Source organism: Alteromonas nitratireducens (assembly GCF_040812025.1).
Classification (GTDB): Bacteria; Pseudomonadota; Gammaproteobacteria; order Enterobacterales; family Alteromonadaceae; genus Alteromonas; species Alteromonas nitratireducens.
Map to the genome: position 1 here is coordinate 79,649 of NZ_JBFNPK010000011.1, position 24,378 is coordinate 104,026.

At 53.2% G+C, this 24,378-nt stretch carries 18 protein-coding genes and 3 tRNA genes; 13 read left to right on the forward strand and 8 right to left on the reverse strand.

What is annotated here, in order from left to right; all coding sequences use genetic code 11:
- The first annotated feature begins 111 nt into the window (after positions 1-111).
- Positions 112-414, forward strand: coding sequence for a PilZ domain-containing protein (locus tag AB1N33_RS11035; RefSeq protein WP_411271606.1), 303 nt, complete (start codon positions 112-114; stop codon positions 412-414).
- Positions 415-480: 66 nt separating this feature from the next.
- On the opposite strand, the gene AB1N33_RS11040 is transcribed toward AB1N33_RS11035, so the two are convergent.
- The gene (locus tag AB1N33_RS11040) at positions 481-1,668 is read right to left on the reverse strand and encodes a class I SAM-dependent rRNA methyltransferase (protein ID WP_411271607.1); all 1,188 of its coding nucleotides are present in this window, start codon (positions 1,666-1,668) and stop codon (positions 481-483) included.
- A gap of 124 nt (positions 1,669-1,792) precedes the next feature.
- Here AB1N33_RS11040 and AB1N33_RS11045 point away from each other — a divergent pair, with 124 nt between their 5' ends.
- Positions 1,793-2,767: an NAD(P)H-quinone oxidoreductase gene (locus tag AB1N33_RS11045; RefSeq protein ID WP_411271608.1), complete on the forward strand. Its 975-nt coding sequence runs from the start codon at positions 1,793-1,795 to the stop codon at positions 2,765-2,767.
- Positions 2,768-2,770: 3 nt separating this feature from the next.
- On the opposite strand, the gene rnhA is transcribed toward AB1N33_RS11045, so the two are convergent.
- Entirely contained in the window at positions 2,771-3,241 is a 471-nt protein-coding gene (rnhA, locus tag AB1N33_RS11050; protein ID WP_411271609.1) for a ribonuclease HI, read from the reverse strand.
- 121 nt (positions 3,242-3,362) lie between these two features.
- On the opposite strand from rnhA, the gene dnaQ reads away from it, so the two are divergent.
- From dnaQ to AB1N33_RS11085, 7 genes are all read left to right on the forward strand, one after another.
- Complete coding sequence (dnaQ, locus tag AB1N33_RS11055) at positions 3,363-4,085, forward strand: DNA polymerase III subunit epsilon (RefSeq protein ID WP_411271610.1); 723 nt, start codon at positions 3,363-3,365, stop codon at positions 4,083-4,085.
- Positions 4,086-4,096: 11 nt separating this feature from the next.
- Positions 4,097-5,551, forward strand: a complete 1,455-nt coding sequence (locus AB1N33_RS11060) for a TIGR03503 family protein (protein ID WP_411271611.1) — start codon at positions 4,097-4,099, stop codon at positions 5,549-5,551.
- A 190-nt stretch (positions 5,552-5,741) separates the two neighbouring features.
- Positions 5,742-5,818 (forward strand) — tRNA-Asp (locus AB1N33_RS11065).
- Between the two features lie 29 nt (positions 5,819-5,847).
- A tRNA-Asp gene (locus tag AB1N33_RS11070) sits at positions 5,848-5,924 on the forward strand.
- 23 nt (positions 5,925-5,947) lie between these two features.
- Positions 5,948-6,024: transfer RNA gene (locus tag AB1N33_RS11075), tRNA-Asp, on the forward strand.
- A 127-nt stretch (positions 6,025-6,151) separates the two neighbouring features.
- Positions 6,152-6,844, forward strand: coding sequence for a lipoprotein-releasing ABC transporter ATP-binding protein LolD (lolD, locus tag AB1N33_RS11080; RefSeq protein WP_411271612.1), 693 nt, complete (start codon positions 6,152-6,154; stop codon positions 6,842-6,844).
- Positions 6,845-8,077: a lipoprotein-releasing ABC transporter permease subunit gene (locus AB1N33_RS11085; protein ID WP_411271613.1), complete on the forward strand. Its 1,233-nt coding sequence runs from the start codon at positions 6,845-6,847 to the stop codon at positions 8,075-8,077. It abuts the gene before it with no gap.
- Positions 8,078-8,108: 31 nt separating this feature from the next.
- Here AB1N33_RS11085 and AB1N33_RS11090 read toward each other — a convergent pair whose 3' ends face one another.
- A complete protein-coding gene (locus AB1N33_RS11090) occupies positions 8,109-9,455 on the reverse strand; it encodes a dicarboxylate/amino acid:cation symporter (protein ID WP_411271614.1) in 1,347 nt (448 codons plus the stop codon).
- A 120-nt stretch (positions 9,456-9,575) separates the two neighbouring features.
- On the opposite strand from AB1N33_RS11090, the gene AB1N33_RS11095 reads away from it, so the two are divergent.
- Positions 9,576-11,765 (forward strand): Ig-like domain-containing protein, encoded by a 2,190-nt coding sequence (locus AB1N33_RS11095; RefSeq protein WP_411271615.1) that lies wholly within the window; start codon positions 9,576-9,578, stop codon positions 11,763-11,765.
- A gap of 46 nt (positions 11,766-11,811) precedes the next feature.
- Here AB1N33_RS11095 and astB read toward each other — a convergent pair whose 3' ends face one another.
- Entirely contained in the window at positions 11,812-13,152 is a 1,341-nt protein-coding gene (gene astB, locus AB1N33_RS11100; protein WP_411271616.1) for an N-succinylarginine dihydrolase, read from the reverse strand.
- A 349-nt stretch (positions 13,153-13,501) separates the two neighbouring features.
- Here astB and topA point away from each other — a divergent pair, with 349 nt between their 5' ends.
- Both topA and AB1N33_RS11110 read left to right on the forward strand, forming a co-directional pair.
- Positions 13,502-16,150 carry a type I DNA topoisomerase gene (gene topA / locus AB1N33_RS11105; RefSeq protein ID WP_411271617.1) on the forward strand — a complete coding sequence of 883 codons (2,649 nt, stop codon included), beginning with the start codon at positions 13,502-13,504 and terminating at the stop codon, positions 16,148-16,150.
- A gap of 8 nt (positions 16,151-16,158) precedes the next feature.
- Positions 16,159-16,707 carry a DUF2058 domain-containing protein gene (locus tag AB1N33_RS11110; RefSeq protein ID WP_411271643.1) on the forward strand — a complete coding sequence of 183 codons (549 nt, stop codon included), beginning with the start codon at positions 16,159-16,161 and terminating at the stop codon, positions 16,705-16,707.
- Positions 16,708-16,713: 6 nt separating this feature from the next.
- Here AB1N33_RS11110 and AB1N33_RS11115 read toward each other — a convergent pair whose 3' ends face one another.
- On the reverse strand, positions 16,714-16,917 hold the full coding sequence (locus AB1N33_RS11115; protein ID WP_411271618.1) for a hypothetical protein: 204 nt from the start codon (positions 16,915-16,917) through the stop codon (positions 16,714-16,716).
- Between the two features lie 71 nt (positions 16,918-16,988).
- Complete coding sequence (locus AB1N33_RS11120; protein ID WP_411271619.1) at positions 16,989-19,640, reverse strand: cation-translocating P-type ATPase; 2,652 nt, start codon at positions 19,638-19,640, stop codon at positions 16,989-16,991.
- A gap of 227 nt (positions 19,641-19,867) precedes the next feature.
- Here AB1N33_RS11120 and AB1N33_RS11125 point away from each other — a divergent pair, with 227 nt between their 5' ends.
- Positions 19,868-21,040 (forward strand): GGDEF domain-containing protein, encoded by a 1,173-nt coding sequence (locus AB1N33_RS11125; protein WP_411271620.1) that lies wholly within the window; start codon positions 19,868-19,870, stop codon positions 21,038-21,040.
- A 13-nt stretch (positions 21,041-21,053) separates the two neighbouring features.
- Here the strand turns inward: AB1N33_RS11125 and AB1N33_RS11130 are convergent, their stop codons facing one another.
- Together AB1N33_RS11130 and AB1N33_RS11135 are read right to left on the reverse strand one after the other, a co-directional pair.
- Positions 21,054-22,709 carry a ShlB/FhaC/HecB family hemolysin secretion/activation protein gene (locus tag AB1N33_RS11130; protein WP_411271621.1) on the reverse strand — a complete coding sequence of 552 codons (1,656 nt, stop codon included), beginning with the start codon at positions 22,707-22,709 and terminating at the stop codon, positions 21,054-21,056.
- Positions 22,709-24,346: a phosphoethanolamine transferase gene (locus AB1N33_RS11135; RefSeq protein ID WP_411271622.1), complete on the reverse strand. Its 1,638-nt coding sequence runs from the start codon at positions 24,344-24,346 to the stop codon at positions 22,709-22,711. The genes AB1N33_RS11130 and AB1N33_RS11135 overlap by 1 nt, the downstream gene beginning before the upstream one ends.
- Positions 24,347-24,378: the final 32 nt, after the last annotated feature.

Sequence of the window (24,378 nt, forward strand, 5' to 3'; positions counted from 1 at the left end):
AGCGCGTCCGGGCAACCTATAACGGTTTAGTATTTCGCCAAAACGTCTTTAGAAAAAGGGGCGCTGGCGCATAAACAAAGGCTCACAATACCGAGGTTAGGAGAGGTAGGTATGTTGGGATACGACGATAAGCGTAACTTTTTCAGGATGATGGTGAATTCACCGTGTCAGATTCAGGTGAATGACGAAGAGTCCAGCCGTACTTTACAGGCCGTCTGTAAAGATATCAGTGCAACCGGAATGTCACTGGAGGTCGCCGAGCCTTCTATTGAAGTGGGTACCGAAGTCACGGTAGCCATCGACTCAAACAGCTCACAGATACCGTCGTTGTCAGCTGTCGCAACGGTCGTTCGCTGTATGCCGGAAACCGAAGGCAGCTGTACCATCGGGGTAGAAATTTCAGAAATGAAGTAAGCGACTTCATTAGGACAACACCGCACCACCCGTTGTGGTGCGGCGTTTGATTGCCTTTGGTGAGGCCTAAATCACCTCGCAAATCAGCCCTTTCAGGTAATAGCCCTCGGGAAAGCTGCCAATCACCGGATGATCTGGTGCCTGACTGAGACGCTCGATAATTTTTATGGTCCGGCCGGCATCCAGCGCGGCGTCAGCCACAATTTTCTGAAACAACTCTGCCGGCATCAGACCGGAACAACTGAAGGTCAGCAACAGACCTCCGCGTTTTACGGCGTGAATACCATACAGGTTAATGTCTTTATAGCCTCTTGATGCGCGATTCAGAGAAGCTTTGCTGTCGACAAACTTTGGCGGGTCGAGGATCACCATATCAAACTGCGTGCCGGCACGATGATAATCGCGCAGCGCCTCAAACACGTCCTGATTCACCATGGTCACCTGCTGCTCAGAAAACCCGTTTATCTGAACATGTTCCCGGGCAATATCGAGGGCAGGCTGAGACACGTCTACGTTGGTGACATGGGTGGCGCCACCTGACAGGGCTGCACACGCGAACGTGCCGGTGTAGCTGAAGCAGTTAAGAACACTCGCCTTGTCTGCGTAGCGACGTGCGGCAAGACGACTGTCACGCTGGTCCAGATAAAACCCGGTTTTGTGACCGTTCTTCACATCAACCAGAATTTTCATGCCGTTTTCTGTCACGGTCACTCTGTCCGGTACATCGCCTGAGATGACCCCGGTCACTGCTGGCAGGCCCTCTTTCTCGCGCACGTCGACGTCACTGCGTTCGTAGATAACCGCATCAGGCACTTTTTTCCTGAGTGCGAACACCAGTTTATCGCGGTGTTTTTCCGCACCGGCACTTAACAGTTGTAACACCAGCACATTGTCATAGCGGTCAACGGTGATACCGGGTAATCCGTCAGATTCCGATGCAATAAGACGGTAAGCGTTGGTCAGTGCCGGATCAAACAGCCGTTGTCGCAGGGCCAGCGCATCGTCCAGACGACGCAGGAAAAATGCATTGTCCACGGCTTCGTCCTGTTCGAATGTCCATATACGCACGCGGATTTGAGATTCGGGTGAGTAGGCGCCGCGACCCAGCCACTCGCCCTTGTCGCTGACAACGTTAACGGTATCTCCGCTACGGGCTTTGCCTTTAACCGCGGCAATGGCGCTGGCGAAAACCCAGGGATGGCGGCGGCGCAGGGATTTATCACGGCCGGCGTGTAAAATGACGGTGGCTGACATGTTGTGGTAACCTGATTCTACTTAATTGGCGCGCAGTATAACGGAAGGCGAATCGCTGAACTAGTGACCCTGCCGGTTGTACTGCACGTAATCAGCGTAATTCCAACCGTAAGCGAAGGTGACTATGCGTTATATCCAGTACGGCGGTCCGGCACCGTCAGACCTCTGCGTAGCAGAGACCACCGCGCCTGTGCTGCGCGCTGGCACGGTGCGGGTAAAGGTCGCTGCATCCGGTGTAAACCGGGCAGATACCCTGCAACGTCAGGGCCGTTATCCGGCACCGCCCGGAGAGAGTGACATCCTCGGGCTGGAAGTATCCGGCGTGGTCACCGAGGTAGCTGATGACGTCGGACAGTGGCGCGCAGGCGACAGGGTGTGCGGACTGGTGGCAGGAGGCGGCTATGCCGAAGAGGTCATCGTTAATGCGCACCACCTGCTTGGCGTTCCGGATAACATCAGTCTTGTTGACGCTGCCGGACTGGCCGAAGTATTTCTTACCGCGTATCAGTGTCTGAAAACCATTGCTGGTATCGAGCGCGGCCAGCGTGTGCTTATTCATGCGGGCGCCAGTGGGGTTGGTCTGGCAGCACTGCAACTGTGTCGCTTTTTTGGGGTAGAGGCGGCGACAACCGCGTCTTCAGACGACAAGCTGGCGCAGTGCCGTCAGGCGGGAGCGGTGCTCACTGTCAACTACCGTCAGAATGATTTTGCGCAAGTGCTGAATGAGCAATGGCCAGATGGCGTGGATATGGTGCTCGATATGGTGGGCGGGGATTACCTCAATCGCAATTTGTCTGTACTCAAGCGGGATGGGCATATTGTCTGTCTTGCCATGCTGGCTGGCCGCTATGCCGACAAGCTTGATATGGCACTGTTGCTGGGGAAGCGGGCGAAAATTGAAGGCTCGACACTCAGAAACCGCAGCGATGACTACAAAACACAGCTCGTCAGTGCATTTCATCGCGACTGCTATAGTGCGTTTGCAAGCGGCGAGCTGAGCGTGAATGTCGATACCGTGTATGATGCCGCAGACGCGGCAACAGCTCACCAGCGGCTGGAGGATAATCAGACCTGCGGCAAACTCCTGTTACGCTGGTAATCGCTACTGCGGACTGAACCCCGGATCAGTCTGCGTCGGATTGTTGCTGGCGGCGTCGCGGGCAAGGGTGTCACAACGCTCGTTCTCAGGATGTCCACTGTGGCCCTTTACCCAGTGCCAGGTCACCGTGTGGCGGGATACGGCTTCGTCCAGTTGTTTCCATAGGTCAGCATTTTTTACCGGCTTTTTATCGGCCGTCCGCCAGCCGTTTTTTCGCCAGTTATGGATCCACTGATTGATGCCATTTTTTACATACTGGCTGTCAGTGGTAATGTCTACCTGGCAAGCCTCATTCAGACTGTTCAGCGCCGCAATGGGGGCCATCAGCTCCATGCGGTTGTTGGTGGTGCAGGCAAAACCGTCAGACAGTTCCTTACGGTGCTTTTTATAAATCAGTACGGCGCCATAACCGCCCGGACCCGGGTTTCCCAGGCACGAACCATCGGTATACACCTCAACCGTTTTTTTCGTCACGCTGACTCCTTTTTTAAACTGACCATAGCCTGTCGCGGCGGGGCTGATATACTACGGACTTGTTTGTGACATTGCCACCGCTCTGGCAGGCAATAAATTTTGATAACAGCAGGCTGAGTCAATGCGTCAGATAGTACTAGATACGGAAACCACCGGTATCGAACCGAAAGAAGGACACCGCATTATCGAGATAGGGTGTGTGGAACTCATCAACCGGAAACTCACCGGCAACCATTTCCATGTGTACATTAATCCCGGACGTCATATTGAGCAGGAAGCCATTGAGGTACACGGGATCACCAATGAATTTCTTGCTGATAAACCGGTATTCGCCGACGTAGCCCAGGACTTTGTTTCCTTTATTAAAGGGGCGCAACTGGTGATCCACAATGCGCCATTTGACGTCGGTTTCATGGATCATGAGTTTGCGATGGAGCCAACCACCCGCACGATTAAAACAGATGCCATCTGTAGTGTGCTGGATACCCTCGTTCTTGCGCGTCAGATGCACCCGGGACAGAAAAACAACCTGGATGCATTGTGTAAACGTTATGGCATCGATAACAGCCACCGTACACTACACGGCGCCTTGCTGGATGCCGAAATTCTGGCTGATGTGTATCTGCTGATGACCGGCGGGCAAACCGCACTTAATCTTGCGGGACGCTCGGCGGGCGATGACAACGACCAGGCCGGAGGCATTCGGCGGGTTACCCGCAACGGAAATAAATTAAAGGTAATTCAGGCATCTGCCGATGAATTAGCACAACACGAGGCACGTTTGGATATTGTTGAAAACAGTGCTGGTAACTGTTTGTGGCGGCAGGCACAAACGACAGAATAACGGGAGTTCGGGTGACGAAGTTCGGCTCACTACTGACAGCCTTACTCTTCAGTACAGGCGTTTTTGCGTTACAGCAGACCGATGAAGCCGGGCAGGCGCAGGGGGACTCAGCGCCTGTTGTGTCGCCAATCAGTACCCTGGGCAGCGAGTACGAAAATGCGATCGAGCTGCTCAAGAACCGCTTCCGCATCGACTACAAAGTGGACGAAGTCACCATGGTGTTCTTTCGGGAATACGGCTCCGTGCCCGTTGTTCTGGTGCGTCCGGATGGCTCGAAAATATTCCAGAGTCAGGTAGATAACGAAGACAAAGAAGGGCGGATCCAGTGGTTTGACGCTGAGACCTACGACATGGTGCGGATAAAGAACCCGGTCCCGGGTCCGTGGCAGGCGGTCGGTCGAATCTTACCGAACAGCCGTGTGATGGTCGTGTCTGACATTGAGCTGCATGCGGATCCGTTGCCTCCGATTGTATTTTCAGGCGAAATCCTCAAGTCTACTGCGTATCTGACCAATGCCGGTGAGGCCATCGAAGATGCAGAATTTCGCGATGTTGTTGAACTGACGATTGAGCTTATCAGCACCAACAACCCTAATTTCGACAATTTCGGCGCTGACAGTCAGCTGATTGCAACGTTCCAGGATAATGGTCGCGGCATGGATGAAGCCCCCCTCGACGGTGTTTTCACAGGCCAGTTCAACCTCTCCATCGCGCCGGGTGAATGGCGTCCTGTCTTCAGGGTCAGCACGCCGCTATTCAGCCGTGAGCAGCAGACCGAGCTTCTGCGTTTGTATCCTAATCCGGTCAGTGTGAATGCCGAGGTGAATGGGGGCGGCGATGGTTACCATAAACTGGTCATTGATGTTGATCGTGATCTGGTAGACATCAGCTCACTGCTGGTTGATGGCAAGGTTCGTTTCCCCAATGGCGATATCCAGAACTTCTCCCTGACCAAGCCCAGTGATAACGTCAGAGAGCACCTTATTGCTGCGTATGAAGAAGGGATCTTTCGGGTAAAACTTACCGCATACGGTACGACGAAAAATGGCCGGGATTTCATTCTTGATGTGCCCGAATATACCTTTCTGGCAGAAGCCCCCGAACCGGAAATTATCGACCCGCTGGTGGCTGACATGAGCACCGGGACGATGCCTGAGGAAACGGTCAGTGACGCGCTGATGCCCGATGCGCAGAATGCGGTGCCGGTGACACCAGCACCTGCAGAACGCCCGCCTGAAGATGAGATGGATACCCGCACGCTGGTCACCCTGCTGGTGGCCGTCAATGGCTCGATTTTGCTGGTCGGCGGCATGGTGATAGGCATTGTGATGTTAAGGAAGCGGGCCGCACGCAGCGCAACAGCGCGCGCAGAAGATGCCGGCGAAGTGCCCAAAACGGGCCTGGTGGATAAGCTCAGGCGCCTGCTCCCGCTTGGTAAAAAAAAGCAGGATAATGACGAGGTCTAGCTGTCATTTTTACTCGCTTTGTCGCAAAAGTGGTCAGTGTGGCGAATAATCCGTCAAACAGCGCGCTGATGACGATTTTATTAAAAAAAACCATTGACTCACTAGGGGTGAAACCGTATTATCTGCGCCGCAGTGAGGGCAGGGGTTATCACCTTAACCTTATAACTCACTGAAAAATCTGGAAATATGCGGAGCGGTAGTTCAGTTGGTTAGAATACCGGCCTGTCACGCCGGGGGTCGCGGGTTCGAGTCCCGTCCGCTCCGCCATCTTCCCAGAGTAAAATGAATTCGGTCCTGGAGCGGTAGTTCAGTTGGTTAGAATACCGGCCTGTCACGCCGGGGGTCGCGGGTTCGAGTCCCGTCCGCTCCGCCATTTCATTTTACACCCCACAATCCGGAGCGGTAGTTCAGTTGGTTAGAATACCGGCCTGTCACGCCGGGGGTCGCGGGTTCGAGTCCCGTCCGCTCCGCCATTTTGGGCATGTCGCCTACGTACCATCTCTTTATTTTTTATGTCTTTTTCGCTTGTTATGACGTAGCGAAACCGTGTCTAACGCGTTACCATTCGACAACACATCTACTCTCAGTTGATTCATTGCCATGCAGGACATTCTGGTCTGTAACGATCTGTCTAAAACCTATCATGACGGGGATACCCAAACCCGGGTGCTTCACAACGTGTCTTTTTCTGTGTCTGCCGGTGAACAGGTGGCCATTGTGGGCAGCTCCGGATCGGGTAAGAGTACATTGCTGCATCTTCTCGGCGGGCTTGACCGCCCAACATCGGGGGACGTCCGCGTTAAAGGACAGTCACTGGCAACTATGTCAGCCCCGGCGCTGGCGGCAATGCGCAATCGTGAAATGGGCTTTATCTATCAGTTTCATCATCTGCTGGCTGAATTCTCCGCGCTGGAAAATGTGGCCATGCCATTACTGATTGGCGGAATGAAAGCCAGTGAAGCAACCGACAGAGCCGCGGTGCTGCTTGAACGTGTCGGTCTGGCGCATCGTCATCATCACCAACCTGCGGCGTTGTCTGGTGGTGAGCGCCAGCGGGTTGCCATTGCCCGTGCGCTGGTGACCGGGCCTTCGCTGGTGCTTGCTGACGAGCCAACCGGTAACCTTGACCACAAAACCGGAGAGGCAGTCTACGCCTTGCTGACAGAGCTCAGTCAGGCTCAGGGGACCAGCTTTGTGGTGGTGACCCATGACCGTGAGCTGGCAGCACGAATGGACCGGGTCCTGACTATTCAGGATGGGGAATTGTACACCGAGTCACTGACGGAGGCCTGAGTGAAGCTATCATGGGAACTGGCGATGCGCTTTCGTCGCGCCAGAAAGAGTGGTTTCCTGTCCTTTATTACACTTTCTTCGACACTGGGTATTGGTCTGGGCTGTTTTGTCCTTATCGTTTTGCTTAGCGTGATGAACGGGTTTGAGCGTGAACTGACACAGCGTATTCTGGCTATCATTCCGCACGGTGAACTTTACAGTACAACCAATACCGGTATTGAAAACTGGGAAGCGCAGCGCTACCGGCTGGCGCAGGATCCCCGGGTTGCCGAGGTTCATCCCTATACCAAAGTAACCGGTATGGTGCAGTTTAAAGGGGAGCTGAAAGCCGCGGAGATCACTGGGCTTGATGCCGCGACAGCCTCCTCTCTGATGCTCAAAGAGCAGGTAAACAGTGCCGACTGGCAAGCATTCTCGCAGGCCGATGACGGGATTTTGCTGGGCAAGGGACTACTCGCCAAGCTGGGAATAAAGCGTGGCGATACCGTTCAGCTACTCATTCCTGCAATGACCGGAGACTTGTCGTTTAAAGCGCCGGAAACTGTGTCACTTATGGTTGTCGGAGCATTGTCTGTCGGCGGAGAACTGGATAATTCGGTAGGGCTTATGCATCTGCGAAAAGCCTCTGAAGCGGCGGGCATTCTGTCGGGTGCCAAGGGCCTGCGGTTTACTCTGCATGATCCGTTTTCCGCGCCGCAGGTTATGCGCGACATCGGCTATGCGTTTCCTCAGGCGGTCTACATGTCAGACTGGACCCGTACCCAGGGTCATTTATACGATGATATTCAACTGGTACGCAGCGTAGTCTATATCGCATTAACCCTGGTGATCGCCGTGGCATGTTTCAATATTGTGTCGTCTCTGGTGATGGCGGTCAGAGAAAAACAGGCGTCCATCGCGATCCTTAAAACCATGGGAGCCAGTGATGCGCTGATTCGACAGACGTTTGTGCTGCAGGGGCTGATAAACGGTATCACCGGTATTGTCAGTGGCACCGCGCTGGCCTTAGTAGTGGCCCCCAATCTGTCGGCGATTGTGGCGGCGACAGAATCATTTCTGGGCATCAGGCTGCTGTCCGGAGACATTTACTTTATTGACTTTCTGCCCAGTGAACTCGCTGTATCGGATGTGATAGTGACCGTGGTTGTTGCGCTGGTGCTCTGTGTACTGGCGACCTTATACCCGGCCCACAAAGCGGTCAGCGTTAATCCTGCGCAGGCGCTTAACGGATGAAAAAACGTGGCTTTCGCCACGTTTTTTACTGTTATGCATTACGGTCAAAATGCTCGAAGTCGACATCTTCCTCTTTGTCGCCGGCATCGAGGTCATTAAAGACGGCCTCGTCCAGTTCGCCTTCGCTTTTGGCAATAACCAACGAGACCATACAATCCCCGGTGATATTCACCGCGGTGCGGGTCATATCGAGTAACCGGTCAACACCAATAATCAGCGCAATGCCTTCGACCGGCAGATTTACCTGCTGCAATACCATTGCCAGCATAATCAGGCCAACCCCCGGCACCCCTGCAGTACCAATCGACGCGAGTGTTGCGGTCAGCACGACCATCAGGTAGTCACCCAGCGTCAGGTCAACCGCATACACCTGAGCAATAAATACCGTGGCGACGCCCTGCATAATCGCTGTGCCGTCCATGTTAATGGTGGCGCCCAGCGGGAGGGTAAAGGATGACACAGAGTTACCAACACCCAGCTTGTTGCGTGCCGTTTCCATCGTAACGGGCAGGGTAGCGCTGCTGCTTGATGTGCTGAAGGCAAAGAGGGCAGCATCGCGCATTTTACGCAGCAGTGTCAGAGGATTCAGCCCGGTGAATGTTTTCAGCAGAATCGAGTAGGTCACGACACCGTGCAGTAGCAGCACAATCAGTACCAGGAAGAAGTACTTAGCCAGACTAAAAATAGTGTCTGCACCGATTGTGGCGAACAGCTTGGCCATCAGAACGAACACACCGTAAGGTGCGAGGTTCATAATGATAGTGACCAGACGCATGATAACGGTATTCACGTCTTCGAAAAAATTGCTCAGTCGTTTACCAGCATCGCCCGTCATTGCCATCGCAATCCCGAACAGTACTGCAAAAACAATAATTTGCAGCATATTCCCTTCGGCCATGGAGTTAATCGGGTTGGTCGGGAACATGTTAACAAACACTTCCGATAAGCTCGGTGGGGTTTGAGCTTCGAAACTGTTGTCGGTACTCAGGTCCAGTCCTTCTCCCGGCGATACTAAAAGACCCATACTGATAGCCAGTGTAATCGCGACGGCAGTAGTAAAAACGTACAGGCCAACAGACTTCGCGCCAAGCCGGCCCAGCTTGCTCGGATCGGATAATGTGCTGGTACCACAAATCAGTGACACAAACACCAGCGGGACAACCAGCATCTTAAGGCTGGCGATAAATATTTGTCCGAGCGCGGAAAATATACCTTCTACAAGAATGTCATACGTGGAAACACTGAATCCAAATACCGAAAAAGTTAAATCTCCGCTATCATCAAAGAGCAATTGGAGCAACGCACCAATTATGATTCCGGCAACCATGCCGATAAAGATTCTGGCGGTAAGACTATATTTGTGTGCAGATTGAGACATGAATATTCCCTGTGCCTGTATTTTATATTTTTGTAGCCGGGGTAGTGTGCCAGATTCTTACCGTTTTTAAACGTTAAACGTCCCAAAAAATTGTTAACAAGAAGAGGTTCAGGAACGATTATGCGTGGATTGATAAAGTCGCTGACACTGTTTGGCGCACTTCTCCTACTTGTCGCCTGCGGTGGCGGCGGCTCAGTGTCACGGAGTGACACCCCTGCTAACAATGGGGACACCACAGATGACCCGACTATCAGTGTTGAACTGACGGTGCAGGACAGTGACGGGAATACCGACAGGGCCCTGAGCGTGGATAACCCGCTGACAATCGTCGCAACGGTGCAGGACAGTAATGGTGATCCGGTAACGGATACTCTGATTACGTTCAGTCTGAGTGATCCCGCTCTGGCTGATTTCACCAACGACACAGGTACAGCACGAACCGATGACGACGGCGTTGCGCGTCTCGGTATTACTGTGGGCGAATCTGCCGGTGACGGCCAGATTACCGCGACCCTGCCAAGCGGTGAGGTGGGAACCACGACGTTCAGCTCCTCGGGCAGTGGCAGCGGCGGTCTGCAGCCGGCCATTCTGCAGTTATTTACCAGTTCTGTTCAGTTGCCATCCAGTGGCTCAGACAGCGTTGAGCTGATTGCACTGGTGAAAAATGCCCAAAGTGTGCTGATGGAAGGGGTTGAAGTCAGCTTTTTCGCCAGTAATGACGCCGGTGTTGAACTACAGCTGATTCAGCCGGTCACTGCAGCCGATGGTACGGCGCGCGCGTTGCTGTCAACACAGAATAATGCCGCCAACCGCACGGTATCTGTTACCGCCCAGACCGGCGTATTGTCGCAGACGGTGGATATCACTATCTCTGGTACCGAAGTGACTATCAACGGTACCAGCTCGGTTATCCTCAACGATACGGTGGAGTACACCCTGCGCGTTCAGGATTCCGACGGTGTTGCGATCCCCAACCAGGCGATCACGGTGTCGGCCGGAAACGGAACGCTGAGCGCCGATACGGTGACAACCGGTTCAAATGGTCAGGCGACGGTAGAGTATACCGCGACAGAGTCGGGCGCAGATACGATTACCGCGGAAGCGCTGAATGCGTCAGCCAGCTTCTCACTGACCGTACAGCAGGACGAGTTTAGTTTTACCACGGTGCCGTCGGATGACGTACCGCTGAATCAGGATACGGTAATTGCCGTGACCTGGAATCAGAACGGCAGTCCCCGAGACTTACGTACCGTAACGTTCTCGACATCGCGAGGCCAGATTGTTAGTGGCGAGAGCGATACTACAGATGCAAGCGGACGTGCCAGCTTTACACTTCGCTCAAATAATGCCGGCGTCGCGGCCATTACTGCAACGGGCTACAATTTAGACGACGAGCCTGTGGTCACCGCGCGTGTCGAAATTGAGTTTATCGCCACAGAGCCGGCCACGATTCAGGCTGATGCTACCCCTGACCTGATCGGCCCTGACGGCCAGACCAGCACCATCACGGCGATTGTGCGTGATGCAGACGGTAATCTGGTGAAAAATGCAGTGGTCACCTTTAACGTGAACGATACCAGCACAGGATCGATTTCACCGTCGCAGGCGACCACAGACAGCAATGGCGTAGCGTCAACGGTCTTTACCTCAGGGTCTGTTACCAGTCAGGACGCGGTCGAAATTACCGCGGCTATTTCAGGCAATACTGCTATCAGTGACATTGTTGTGCTGACGGTGGGTAGCCGCGCATTTGACGTGTCGGTGGGTACCGGTAACCTTATTATCTCGCCGGATAATGCCACCTACATGAAAGAGTTTGCGGTCTTTGTATCTGACTCGGTAGGTCGTCCGGTCAGTGGGGTTACGCTGACTGCCTCCTCAACGCCGGTCAAGTTCAGTAATGGCGGTGTTTACCGTAAAGGGTTCTGGGCGTGGACAGGTGATGTCTGGATCCCAAGCTACACGGCGTCATGTTCAAACGAGGACATTAACGCCAACGGTATTCTGGATGCCGGTGAAGATACCAACGGGGATAATGAGCTGACGCCGGGCATCATCGGTACCATCAGCTTTGCGGGCGATGCGGTTACCGATGAGAATGGCCAGGCCACGCTGGAACTGCGTTATCCGCGTGCCTATGCCGCATTCTATGAGTCGGTGGTTGCGGTGTTTGCACAGTCAACCGGAAGTGAAGCCAGTGCTTCTGTCCGTTATCGCTTTGCGGCAGCGGCGGATGATCTGGACGATGAGGCTGAAGTACCACCAGACAGTCCATTTGGAACCGGTACGCTGTGTACCGATACGGAATAAACAAAAAAGCCCGGGTTTATCCCGGGCTTTTTATTTCTGTTGGCAGTTAATCGCGCTGGAACGGGTAGACCGACCCCAGTTTCAGGATCTGCGTCAGCTCATCCAGTGCGGTGCGGGATTCCGTCAGTAACTGAGGGTCACGCAGTGCATCTTCATTTAACTCATCGCGATAATGCTTGTCGACCCAGGCATTCAGACGCGCAAACTGTGCATCATTAATCAGCGTATTTGGATTGACCGCGGCCAGCTCCTGCTCTGCCAGTGCAACGCGCAGACGAAGGCACGCCGGACCGCCGCCATTACGCATACTTTGTTTCACGTCAAAATAATTCACCGATTTAATAGGCGTTGACAGGGTGACCAGTTTATCAAGATAGCGGCTGACAGCCTCGTTCTCCTGACATTCAGTAGGTGCAATGATGGTCATGTCGCCATTAGGCAGGGTGATGATTTGGGTATTAAACAGATAGGTCTGTACGGCATCCTGTACGGACACCTCATCGGTTTTCACTTCAATAAAGTGCAGTGGGTGTTCGCCAAACTTACTGCGGACTTCGTCCAGTGCTGCCGCTTTATTGAGAAAAGCCTGTTCGTGGAAAAACAGCACGTTTTGATTGCCCACGGCAATCACGTCGTTATGGAATACACCCTGGTCAATGACATCCGGGTTTTGCTGGATATACACAACCTGCTCATCGTCGAGCCCGTGCAATCGCGCGATCGCCTGACACGCTTCCAGCGTTTGTCGAGCCGGGTAGCGTTTTGGCTGCGGTTTGCTCGAATCAAAGGCATGGCGACCATACACGAACAGTTCCAGACCAGCTTCACCGTAATCGCGACACAAACGGGTATGGTTTGCTGCACCTTCATCGCCAAAATGTTCATTGTCGGGCAGGTGCTTGTGATGCGCAAAGTACTTCTCGTCGGCAAAGGTCGCCTGCAGAATACGCCCGGTAACGGCGGGCTCGAGCGAACGGTGAAATTTGTTGGTCAGGTTGGCCGGCGTGAAGTGCACGCGACCGTCTGCGGTATCGGCACCAGGAGATACAGTGGCTGCGTTGGCCGTCCACATACTTGATGCGGAACAACAGGCCAGAAAGACCTCTTTTGCCTGCCTGGCTGCCTGCTCAAGCACCGTCGCATCAGACCCTGTGAAACCCAGCCGGCGAAGCGTAACGATGTCGGGGCGCTCCTGCGGCGCGAGCACACCCTGAACCATGCCCATATCAGCCAGCGCCTTCATTTTTGCCAGACCTTGCTTGGCAGCCTGTTTCGGGCTGCTTACGGCATTGGCGTTACTCTGTGACGCGACATTGCCGAACGACAGGCCGGCATAGTTATGGGTAGGTCCAACCAGACCATCGAAATTAACTTCAACTTGCTTCATAGGGTCCCTCTGTCAGTTTTAAGTGGCACAAAAGCCGGTGTTCAGGGCAACGACCAGATACCCGTTGTGCGGGCGTTTCCGGTGTAAACAGCCTGACGCAGACGGTGTCAGATGAGCGGCATTATACGGGTTTTATTGGGCTTGCCAATTGATGTGGTTGAATAATGAACAGATATTGTGTGCCAAAAAACCAAGTAAAAGAATAACTATGAAGAAGATCTTGTTTTCCATTCACTTTGTAGATATATGTTAAAAAAGCACGGGCGTTGCTAGGCCGCATACAGACCGCCCCTTCACACACAAGTTGGCTAATTTAGTCCTTAAAAATCAACAGGTTTAGTTCAATCTTATGGCAAAATCACTGGTCATAGTCGAGTCGCCGGCCAAAGCGAAAACGATAAATAAATATCTCGGCAAAGATTTTATCGTAAAAAGTTCGGTAGGCCATGTTCGCGATCTCCCGACCAAAGCACTTGGTCATGTTGACGCCAAGAAAAGTGCAAAAGAACTGAAAGCAATGAGTGATGAAGAACGCGAGGCGTATCTTCGTCGACACGAGTATAAAAAGCTGGTTGACCGCATGGGTGTCGATCCTGAGCAGGACTGGAAAGCCCATTATCAGGTTCTGCAGGGTAAAGAGAAAGTCGTCAATGAGCTGAAAAAACTCGCCAAAAATGCAGACACAGTCTACCTCGCAACGGATTTGGACCGTGAGGGGGAAGCCATTGCCTGGCACCTGCGTGAATTACTGGGTGAAAAAGACAAGCAGTATCAGCGGGTCGTCTTTAACGAAATCACCAAGAACGCAATTCAGGAGGCGTTTGCCTCTCCGGGCGAGCTTAATATTGATCGCGTGAATGCACAGCAGGCACGACGTTTCCTCGACCGCGTGGTGGGCTTTATGGTCTCGCCACTGTTGTGGAAGAAAATTGCCCGTGGCCTGTCGGCAGGCCGGGTGCAGTCGGTGGCTGTGCGTCTGGTGGTTGAGCGGGAGCGTGAGATCAAAGCGTTTGTGCCAGAAGAGTTCTGGGACGTTCACGCCGACCTGACAACAACCCAGCGTGATGCCCTGCGCATGCTGGTCGCGAAGCACAACGGCGACACCTTTAAACCGAAAAACAAGCAGCAGACCGATACTGCGCTTGCGCAGCTTAATCAGGCTGACTATGTGGTGCAGAGCCGCGAGTCAAAGCCGACGCAAAGCCGCCCGTCAGCCCCGTTTATCACATCGACACTGCAGCAGGCCGCCAGTACGCGGCTGGGTTTTGGTGTGAAAAAAACCATGATGATGGCCCAGCGCCTGTATGAGGCGGGCTATATCACCTACATGCGTACCGATTCGACCAACCTTAGTCAGGAAGCGCTGGACAGTTGCCGCGATTACATCAGTAATCAGTTTGGTGAGAAGTATTTGCCAGAGTCACCGATTCGCTATGGCAGTAAAGAGGGCGCTCAGGAGGCTCACGAAGCGATCAGGCCGTCTAACGTGGCCATTAAGGCTGAGAGTCTTAGTGACATGGAAAGAGACGCTCAGCGGCTTTATGAGTTGATTTGGAGACAGTTTGTTGCCTGTCAGATGACGCCAGCAAAATATGACGCGACAACCATTCGTGTCGCCGCCGGAGACTATGAGCTGACGGCTAAGGGCCGGGTTCTGCGCTTTGATGGCTGGACGCGCGTGCAGCCACAACTGCGTCGCAAGGGCGAGGAAGATCTGTTACTGCCTGACGTAAAGCAGGGCGATGTACTGAATCTGAAAGCGCTCGACCCTAAACAACATTTCACAAAACCGGTCGCGCGTTTCAATGAGGCGTCACTGGTTAAGGAACTGGAGAAGCGGGGTATTGGACGTCCGTCAACGTATGCCAGTATCATTTCGACTATCCAGGATCGTGGCTATGTACGCCTGGAAAACAAACGTTTTTATGCCGAAAAAATGGGCGAAATCGTCAATGACCGTCTGATGGAAAACTTTGACGATCTCATGAGCTATGACTTTACAGCGAACATGGAGCAGCAGCTCGATGACATCGCCGAAGGGCATAAAAACTGGAAAGACGTACTGAATGCTTTTTACGACGACTTTTACAACAAGTTACTGAATGCCGAAAAAGACCCGGAAGAGGGCGGTATGCGGTTAAATCAGGCGGTGCCCTCTGGCATTACCTGTGACAAGTGTGGTCGTGAAATGAATGTCCGCGTGGCAAGTACCGGGGTCTTTTTAGGCTGCTCTGGTTACAACCTGCCACCAAAGGAGCGCTGTACCAATACCCTCAATCTGACGCCGGGCGACGAAGTCGTGAAGGTAGATGATGAAGAAGAAATGGAAACCGAAGCGCTGCGCGCCAAGAAACGCTGCCCGGAGTGCGGTACGGCAATGGACAGTTACCTGGTTGACGAGACGCGCAAACTCCATGTGTGTGGTAACACACCGACCTGTAAGGGCACGTTGATTGAAACGGGTACGTTTAAGATCAAAGGCTATGATGGTCCGGTGATTGAGTGCGACAAGTGTGGCAGCGACATGGAGCTGAAAAACGGCCGGTTTGGTAAATACTTCGGTTGTACAAACAGCGAATGTAAGAATACCCGCAAATTATTACGCAACGGTGAGCCTGCGCCACCGAAAGAAGATCCGGTCGATCTGCCAGAATTGCCCTGTGAAAATTCAGATGCACACTTTATGCTTCGCGACGGGGCATCAGGTATTTTTCTGGCCGCGCACAACTTTCCTAAATCCCGGGAGACCCGTGCGCCGAAAGTCGCCGAACTTGCGCGTTTCAGGGACAGAATTTCGCCGAAATTCTATTATCTGGCCGATGCACCGCAAGCCGATCCTGATGGCAATCCGACGATAGTCCGATACAGCCGTAAAACCAAGCAGCAGTATGTCATGTCTGAAACCGACAGTGGCAAGGCAACAGGCTGGTCTGCCTGGTACAAGGACGGTAAGTGGGAAGCGCAGACAGCCCGCAAACCGGCAGCGAAAAAGAAATAGAGGGCAGCATGGCATCATTGCAGGACCAACTTCTGAAAGCCGGTCTGGCGGATAAGTCATCTGCCCGCCAGGCCCGCGCTGAGAAGCGCAAAAAGCAAAAGCTGAAAAATAAACAAAAACAGGCAGTGACCGATGAAGCTGCGCTGGCGGCGCAGCAGGCTGCTGAAGAGAAAAAGGCGCGCGATCGTGCTCTCAATCAGGCGCGTCAGCAGCAGCTGCAGCAACGTTCAATTGCTGCGCAGGTCAGGCAGTTAGTCGACGTCAACCGTCAGCCAAAAGGTAAGGGCGATACGGTACTGAATTTCACTCATGACAACGTGATAAAACGCATGTACGTGAGTGATGAGGTACATAAGCTTGTCACCCAGGGACGCCTTGTGGTTGTGTCTTTTGATGATGGTTATGAACTGGTACCCACGCCGGTGGCAGATAAAATTGCCCAGCGCGACGAAGCTACCGTAGTATATCGTGCGGATGACACCCGCGAAACACCATCCGCGGAAGAGGAAGATGACTGGTATGCCGATTACCAGATCCCGGATGACCTGACCTGGTAGACGCCGTTAGCGAAACAGGGACTTTTCTGGTTTGCCAAACTCGTCAGTGGGGGCGGCAAACCGGTTAGCCAGCGCGCCGTAAATAAGATTGGCAAACGCAAAAACACCCACGAATAACGCCGAATGGCGGGCATCAATAATACCCAGATACCATAGCGCCGCGACACAAAGCCCAGCTACCAGCAGGGCAAAAAAAAGCTTTCTTATCATTGTTAGTTGCTTCTTTAAAAATCCAAAAAACAGTGCACACTGATGCAACTGTGACTGGCAGAGTAGCATGTTCAGTCGGTCGGGTCACTGTTCGATATAAGACGACGCCGGATGAGCGCCTTGTGGCCCTCCTCAATCAGAAGAAGACTCAGTGCCATTCCCAGCAACATTAACCATTCTGACAAGGTGATGGGAGTTAACTGCAGTACATTGGACAGCCACGGCGTATACATGGCGCCGATATGCACACACTGTGCAATTGGTACCGCGAGCACCAGAAACAGGTTACGCCGTAGTGGCATTGAGACAATAGAACGTGTCTCTGAACGGCTGTTCAGCGCATAAATATTACCGAACAGGACCATCAGCATCAGCGTCAGGTTTCTGGCATGTTCAACACCCTGTCCGGATGAGATCAGCCACTGAAACAATCCAAAAGCAATTGTGCCCATCACCAGCCCGTTCACCAGCACATGCTCAAGCAGACGGCGGTCGAAAATAGGTTCGTGGGGCGAGCGCGGGCGGGCTGACAGTTCATCGCCTTCTGCAGGCTCAAACGCCAGCGCGACATCCTGAAAACCATTGGCGACGAGGTTAAGCCAGAGAAGCTGCACGGCCAGTAACGGCATGGGAAGGCCGGCGGTAACACACAGAAAAAACAGCAATATCGCGGAGAAGCCGGTTGCAACCAGCAGTGCGATGACTTTGCGAATGTTGTTATAGACAACGCGACCTTGTTTAATACCGGCAACAATTGACGCGAAATTGTCATCGGTAATGATGAGATCGGCCGTTTCCCTGGCCACGTCAGTGCCGCGTTTGCCCATTGCAATTCCAACGTTTGCCTGACGCATCGCCGGCGCATCGTTTACCCCATCGCCGGTGACGGCAACAAAATGGCCGGCACGCATAAAGCTGTCCACAATCTGTACTTTTTGTTTGGGTTCAATGCGGGCAAATACGCGAGATGCCCTGATAAGCGTGTCAGCTTCCTGCTGGCTGTTGGCCTGTTTTATCAGCGGACCGGTAATCACGCTGTCCTGGCTACAGGTTAGTCCCAGTTCACCGGCGATGGCACAAGCCGTTGCCGGATGATCGCCGGTCACCATGGCCACCTCGATACCGCCGTCACGGCACGCGGCAATGGCGTCTTTCGCCTCCTGCCGGAGCGGATCGATCATCGCGACCATGCCGAGAAACGTCAGCTCGCTGAAATGGTGGTTGTTGTCTGACGTCTTACAGCCCAGCGCAATAATGCGGTATCCCTGTTGGGCCAGTGCGGTGAACTGGGCTTCCAGCAAGGCGTGGTCAATTGGTCGGATACTGTCTTTACACTGCATCTGGCTACACATTGACAGCATCTTCTCCGGGCTGCCTTTCGCATAAAGGTAGGTTTCGCCGTTGGCTTCATGAATACTGCCGCTGTAGGCATTTTCGGATTCGTACGGGATGAGGGCGATCTGTGCCTGTTCTGAGCGCAATTGTGAAATAGACATACCAAGCTTCTTGGCCAGTACCAAAAACGCAATATCGACGATATCGCCGTTGGATACCCACTCGCCACCGGCATAGTCAAGATGGCTCTCGTTAGCAAGCACGCCGGCTTTGCACAACTGCTGCAGACGGGATTTTTCGGCCCGGTCGGCGGCGTCCTGCTGCACGTCGCCACCGGGGGCAACACCTTCCCCCGATACTGAAAAAGTCGTGCCATCCGGCAGCACGACTTTGCGTATCGTCAGTTCATTCACCGTCAGTGTGCCGGTTTTGTCGGAGCAGATAAAGGTACTCGAGCCTAATGCTTCTACCGCCATCAGCTTACGAATAATGACGTTGTTTTTGGCCATCCTCGACATCCCGATTGCCAGCGCGATGGTCAGGGCGGCAGGCAGACCTTCAGGTATAACAGAGACTGCAAGGCCAATGGTCATCAGAACAATGTCGGTCCCTGAATAGCCGCCACGAAACAGCATCAGCGCCGTCAATGCCGCAATGGCCAGTAAGATACCCGCAGCGAGCTGATAGGTGAAAGTCCGGACCCGGATCATCAGTGGTGGTTCGGACACCCGCTCGGCTACGATACTATGGGCAATCTGACCAAGCTGTGTGCGGATCCCGGTGTGTGTGACGCGTGCCATTGCACGGCCCTGAGTAATTATACTGCCGGCAAAACAGCGGTTTGGCTGCGCGGTTAACGGATCATCGGCCGACGAGGTGGCCGAGGCGGACTTGGCAACTGCAAGGGATTCGCCGGTCAGCATGGATTCATCTGCCGCCAGGTTTTGTGCCGACACCAGTTCGGCATCGGCAGGCACTTTATCGCCGGAGGCCAGCAGGATGATGTCACCCGGCACCAGCATCAGGCTGTCGATGGTTGCAACCTGGCCCTGACGGATAACATGCGCAGTACCTTTCACCATATTTTTCAGCGCGCTGGCAGCGCGCTGGGCGGAATATTCCTGAATCATTCCGATCAGGGCGTTAAGCAGTAGCACGATGACAATGAAAACTGCACTGGGCAGTTTGTTAAGCGCAAAGGACACGACCGCAGCTATTATAAGAATATAGATGAATGGGCTTAAAAACTGCCTGAAAAACAAATGCAGCATGCCCGGTAAAGGCGCCGCAGGTAAGGCATTCGGGCCATATTCTGCCAGCAGTGCAGCCGCTTCTGACTCAGTGAGCCCTTGTAGCCTCGGCGCGTCAGTATGTTCATTGGTGGCCATGTGTCATCCTTGTGCGGTGCAACCGCTCGTCATTGCAGATGTCAACGTATTCATTTTCAGGTGGTTTGTCTACGTTATGTACTCTGAGCACTGTAGAGTAGTCGGGCAGCAAAAGCATTGTTGCTGATCAACGTTCCTGCATCCGCGTTAATTGAATTGTGTTTTAATATGAGATGTGGTTAATATAACGCCACTGCTGTATGTACTTAACATGGATGTAAAGTGATATGGAACACCTGACGCTGGTTATTATCATGACGCTGGTCAGCATTATAATGATGATGACAATGGCGGCCATGTATCTGGTCAGTCGCGACGAAAAATGCCTGTTTGACTGGGTGCTTGCTGGTGCAGCGTTTCTTTCGTCCAACGCAACCGTCCTTCTGGTTCACCCTCTGACCTATCCTCCTGTGGAACTCGTGGCATTGATTAATGCCTGTTACGTTACCGGGCATGCATTTGTGCTGAGTGGCGTGAGCTGGCTGGTGACAGGCCGCACCATGCGGCGGTTTGCTCTGGGTATTTTTCTGTTTGCGTTCTTAATTCACTTCATCCCTGGTATCGCCGATTCTGTTAAAGCCAGGCTACTTATTTTTTCTCCACTGGTTATTGCGCTGGGTGGCGCTGCAGTGGCGGCCTTGTGGAAATACCGCACGCGCAGATGGGGAAAGGTGTTTTATCCGCTGATGGCAGTCATCGGTTTATTTATTATCATTTACGCGCTGCGCATATTTGTGCTGGTAAGCTGGACTGAGCGACTGACCTTCATGGGCGATCAGGCACTACAGACATCAGGCTCACTGCTGCTGATTGGCTATTACTTTTTGCTTACCGTGTGTTTTATGGTTGTCGTGTCGTGGAAAAAAGAGCTGACCCTGCGAGAGGCGGCAGTGACCGATCACCTTACCGGCTGCCTCAACCGAAAAGCACTGGATACACTGGCAGACAAAGCACTCAGTCACGCACAGCGTCATGGAGAACAACTGGCGTTTATCATGCTGGATATAGATCATTTTAAAACCATCAATGATAACCATGGCCACGTTGTCGGAGACCGCGTCATCAAACAGGTGAGTGCGCTGATAGCCTCACATGTGCGCGGCCATGACAGCCTGTTTCGGCTCGGCGGTGAGGAGTTTTTATTACTGGTTAGCGGCACCACTCAGGAAAAGGCCTCCGGCCTGGCAGAACGAATATGTCGCTCGGTAGCCCAGACGCCCTGTCTGCAGGAGAAGGCGCAGTCCATCCGCGTTACCATCAGTGCGGGACTGGCGTTAACCGACGGGCGTGAAGCAAGCTGGCAGCAAACACTGGAACATGCCGATATGGCGTTGTATGACGCGAAGCGAAACGGCCGTAACCGCATTGCAGAATGGGCAGGAACGCCGGCCACGGTCTGAACACTGACGGTGATTAGAACCGGTTTGTGACACGAAAGCCAATTTCCCAGTTGTCTATATCCGGGGTCGTGCCAAAGGGTGTGGTAAGGTCAATATGTACCACATTGGCATTGGTTGACCGCGATGAATACAGCCTGAAGCCGAGCCCGGCGCTACCCAGCCAGCTGTCACTGACATTTGCCGTACGACTGTCGCCATCCGCCTTGCCAATGTCCACAAAACCAACAAAGGCCACATCAAACAACTGGTAGACCTGAATGTCCGGGTACATGCGCAGTTCGTTTGTAAGCAGCGCCAGCCGGGTGCCATGCTGATAGTCTTCCGGAAAGCCCCGCAATCCGGTTTCGCCGCCCAGAGCCAGTGCTTTTTCCGCGAACACACGGTTCTGATAGCGCAATTCGGCTTTGGTGTACCAGCGAAAGTCTTCAGACAGGCGATAATAGTATTCGGCACTGGCATGCAGTGACACGCGGTCTGCCAGGTCGGTATTCAGCAGGGTATTCGCACCAACAGTGGTGACAAGCAGCGCGTCCTGGTCACCCCAGCCTTTGGAGAGACTGCCATCCAGCCACCAGGATGTGGCGGCATTGTGATTGACGACTGGTCCGGCTCTGACGGAGGCACTGAGCCCCAGATTGATATCTTCGTTCTGATTGGTCAGGTTAATGTCCTGCATTACCGAGTAATAGTGCTGAATATATTCCCAGCCCGCCCATGGGATAAGGCGCTTGAAAGCGGCGGGAGGCGGTGTCAGGCCAGTGGTGTTATCGTCGACAGGCAGCGTCCTGAAGGACTGGGATTCATAGTCAATACCCACGGTGAAGCGTGATGTTGTCAGCGAAGACAGGGAGTCCAGCCAGCCGTAGGCAAGCGACACCTGGTTGGTGGTATTCTCGTATTTGTCCTCAATGTGCCCATTGTGAAAAATATTCAGCGTTTTGAGTTCGTTAACACCCGATATCAGGTGCATCTCCTCACCGGACATCTGGTAAAACGGTTTGTCATAGCGCAGCACATAAAGATGGCCGTCATCATAATTGTCAGCGATCAGGGTGGATGTGCTCTGAGGTGCCCAGGGAAGGGGGGCTGACAGTACCACATGATAGCCGGTGCGCTGGTTATCGGTTTTAAACTTAACCGACGAGCGGATGCCATAACCCAGCAGGTTTTCCTCTTTTATCCCAATCGCAAATTTGTTGGCGCCACTGCTGCGTCCAAAATCAATGGTGGGCAGCAGGCTCCATGTATCCCATGTCGTAACCTGAATATCCTGCGGGGTGTCGTCAGAGCATTCCTCAGGGTAGGTTACCTGGGCATCACGAATGTACGATTTAGCGCGCAAAATGCGCTCAGCTTCTTCCAGTTCGCTGTTGGTGACCGTTTCACCCTCACTGACTGAGAGCTGTTCAAGAATGACGCTTTTTCTGGTGTTGATGTGTAACCAGTTGGCAAAATCATGAAGAAAAAACGCATCCTCAGCGTCCACATTAAAGATAGGGCGGTTATCAACCGTAATTTTACCAATGTTGATTGGGTATACCGTCACGGGCGTTTGGTCGACATTGTCCTCAGGCGAATAGAGCTTGCAAAAGGCCGTGAAGGAGTCCTGTCCGGCGGCCGCGGATGACAACGACGTCAGCAGACAACCAGCGAGACATAGCCGACGCATCAGACAGCGCTCCGGCACTGCGCAAGACCGTCCGGTACGGGCTCAGCGGTTTCAATGTCCACCCCGGTCAGATCCAAAATGGCATGGAACAGCATATCATGGCTTTGTGGCATACCAGCCATGCTGCTCAGGCAGTCCTCATCGATGCCATGGACTGTCGAAAACGTGTCTGATAACCACAGCATCATTGGTATATGGGTTTGTTCCTCTGGTGCCATCCAGTAGGGTAAGCCGTGCAGGTAAACCCCATTTTCCCCCAGCGATTCACCATGATCTGATACATACAGCATGGAAGCCGGCAAACCGGAGTCACTCAGTTGTGAGATAACCGCAGATAACAGTGCATCGGTTTCGACCAGGCTGTTGTCGTAGGCGTTAATTATCTCATCCTGCGTGCAGTCGGAAAACGTGTCGCTGGTGCATTCAGGTGTGAACCGCTTATCGGCAGGGCGACTGCGTTTGTAATACGAGGGGCCATGACTGCCCTGCTGGTGAAGAATAACCACACCATGCTGCCCCTGGCGTTTCACGTCTTCAATAAAGGCCTGTAGTCCGGTCGTCAGGATGTCATCGGTACAGCCATCACTGCAGGTATCCAGCTCAAAAAAGTTGGTGGTTGGCATCCTTTCGCACAGCCCCTTACAGCCACTGTTGTTGTCGTACCACGCTGTCATAAACCCGGCGCGTTGCATAATATCAAACACGTTTTCACTGCTCATGGCAATGCGTTCGTCATAGTTTTCATGCCCCATCCATGAAAACATACAGGGAAGTGAATGCGCGGTTGCTGTACCACAGGACGACACGTGACCAAAATTAATCAGGTTGAGCCCGCTCAGTTGCGGTGTGGTATTTCTGGCATAGCCGTTTTGCGGGAAGTGATCGGCGCGGGCTGTCTCACCTACCACCACGACCAGCACTTCAGGTTGCGCTGACGCAATACTGTGGGTCACATGGGGCGCGATCTGCTTGAAGGGGAGTGGTGTTGCCAGCACATTATTACGTACATAGGACTCGGTCGCACTGATTACATTCAGTGGGATAGCGATGTGTTTAACCTGCTTGTTCTGGCGAAAAAAGCCCGCGTATTCCTGATAATTAACCCCGGCTACGGTACCCATGGTAACCAGTAGCCCGGCGAACATGCCGACATAAACCGCAACGCGTTTTGCGCCCGGGCGTTTAGCACGGCACACCTTGCCCAGGGCGAGGACGGGCAACATACCAAAAAATACGGTGAGGAAAAATTGTGGGGTCAGCAGTTCCAGCGCCTCTCTGCTGTCCGTTTCCATCGCGTTTTGTATCATCGAACGGTCAATTACAATGCCGTAATGAGAGATAAAATAGCTGGCAACGCTACTGGTCAGGGTTAACAGAATGATGCCCGGAACGAAAAGCCTTCCCGGGGTCAGCAGATACACAAAGATGCTGTTCATGAACCACAGCAGTAGACCCGTGCTGAGCACATAGTGGCCGGGTAAAAAATCAAATAGTGGTTGGTTTAGTACTACCGTAAGCCAGGTCGCGATGAGCAGCCGGTAGGCATGGCGGCCCGGAAACTGGCAGCGAAATGATAGATGGGTGACAGGTGAAGCCGTTGACAGCATAACCAGATACTCCTCAATGTACCTGGTCATGCTAGTTTCATTACATTAACAAAACCTTAAGA

What these genes read in the sequence shown, in the direction of transcription:
- astB (WP_411271616.1), bottom strand. Translation starts at nt 13,152, where the DNA reads ATGAAGCAAGTTGAAGTTAATTTCGATGGTCTGGTTGGACCTACCCAT.
- dnaQ (WP_411271610.1), top strand. Translation starts at nt 3,363, where the DNA reads ATGCGTCAGATAGTACTAGATACGGAAACCACCGGTATCGAACCGAAA.
- AB1N33_RS11095 (WP_411271615.1), top strand. Translation starts at nt 9,576, where the DNA reads ATGCGTGGATTGATAAAGTCGCTGACACTGTTTGGCGCACTTCTCCTA.
- lolD (WP_411271612.1), top strand. Translation starts at nt 6,152, where the DNA reads ATGCAGGACATTCTGGTCTGTAACGATCTGTCTAAAACCTATCATGAC.
- AB1N33_RS11035 (WP_411271606.1), top strand. Translation starts at nt 112, where the DNA reads ATGTTGGGATACGACGATAAGCGTAACTTTTTCAGGATGATGGTGAAT.
- AB1N33_RS11115 (WP_411271618.1), bottom strand. Translation starts at nt 16,917, where the DNA reads ATGATAAGAAAGCTTTTTTTTGCCCTGCTGGTAGCTGGGCTTTGTGTC.
- AB1N33_RS11045 (WP_411271608.1), top strand. Translation starts at nt 1,793, where the DNA reads ATGCGTTATATCCAGTACGGCGGTCCGGCACCGTCAGACCTCTGCGTA.
- AB1N33_RS11040 (WP_411271607.1), bottom strand. Translation starts at nt 1,668, where the DNA reads ATGTCAGCCACCGTCATTTTACACGCCGGCCGTGATAAATCCCTGCGC.
- AB1N33_RS11135 (WP_411271622.1), bottom strand. Translation starts at nt 24,346, where the DNA reads ATGACCAGGTACATTGAGGAGTATCTGGTTATGCTGTCAACGGCTTCA.
- AB1N33_RS11120 (WP_411271619.1), bottom strand. Translation starts at nt 19,640, where the DNA reads ATGGCCACCAATGAACATACTGACGCGCCGAGGCTACAAGGGCTCACT.
- AB1N33_RS11125 (WP_411271620.1), top strand. Translation starts at nt 19,868, where the DNA reads ATGGAACACCTGACGCTGGTTATTATCATGACGCTGGTCAGCATTATA.
- AB1N33_RS11130 (WP_411271621.1), bottom strand. Translation starts at nt 22,709, where the DNA reads ATGCGTCGGCTATGTCTCGCTGGTTGTCTGCTGACGTCGTTGTCATCC.
- AB1N33_RS11110 (WP_411271643.1), top strand. Translation starts at nt 16,159, where the DNA reads ATGGCATCATTGCAGGACCAACTTCTGAAAGCCGGTCTGGCGGATAAG.
- AB1N33_RS11090 (WP_411271614.1), bottom strand. Translation starts at nt 9,455, where the DNA reads ATGTCTCAATCTGCACACAAATATAGTCTTACCGCCAGAATCTTTATC.
- topA (WP_411271617.1), top strand. Translation starts at nt 13,502, where the DNA reads ATGGCAAAATCACTGGTCATAGTCGAGTCGCCGGCCAAAGCGAAAACG.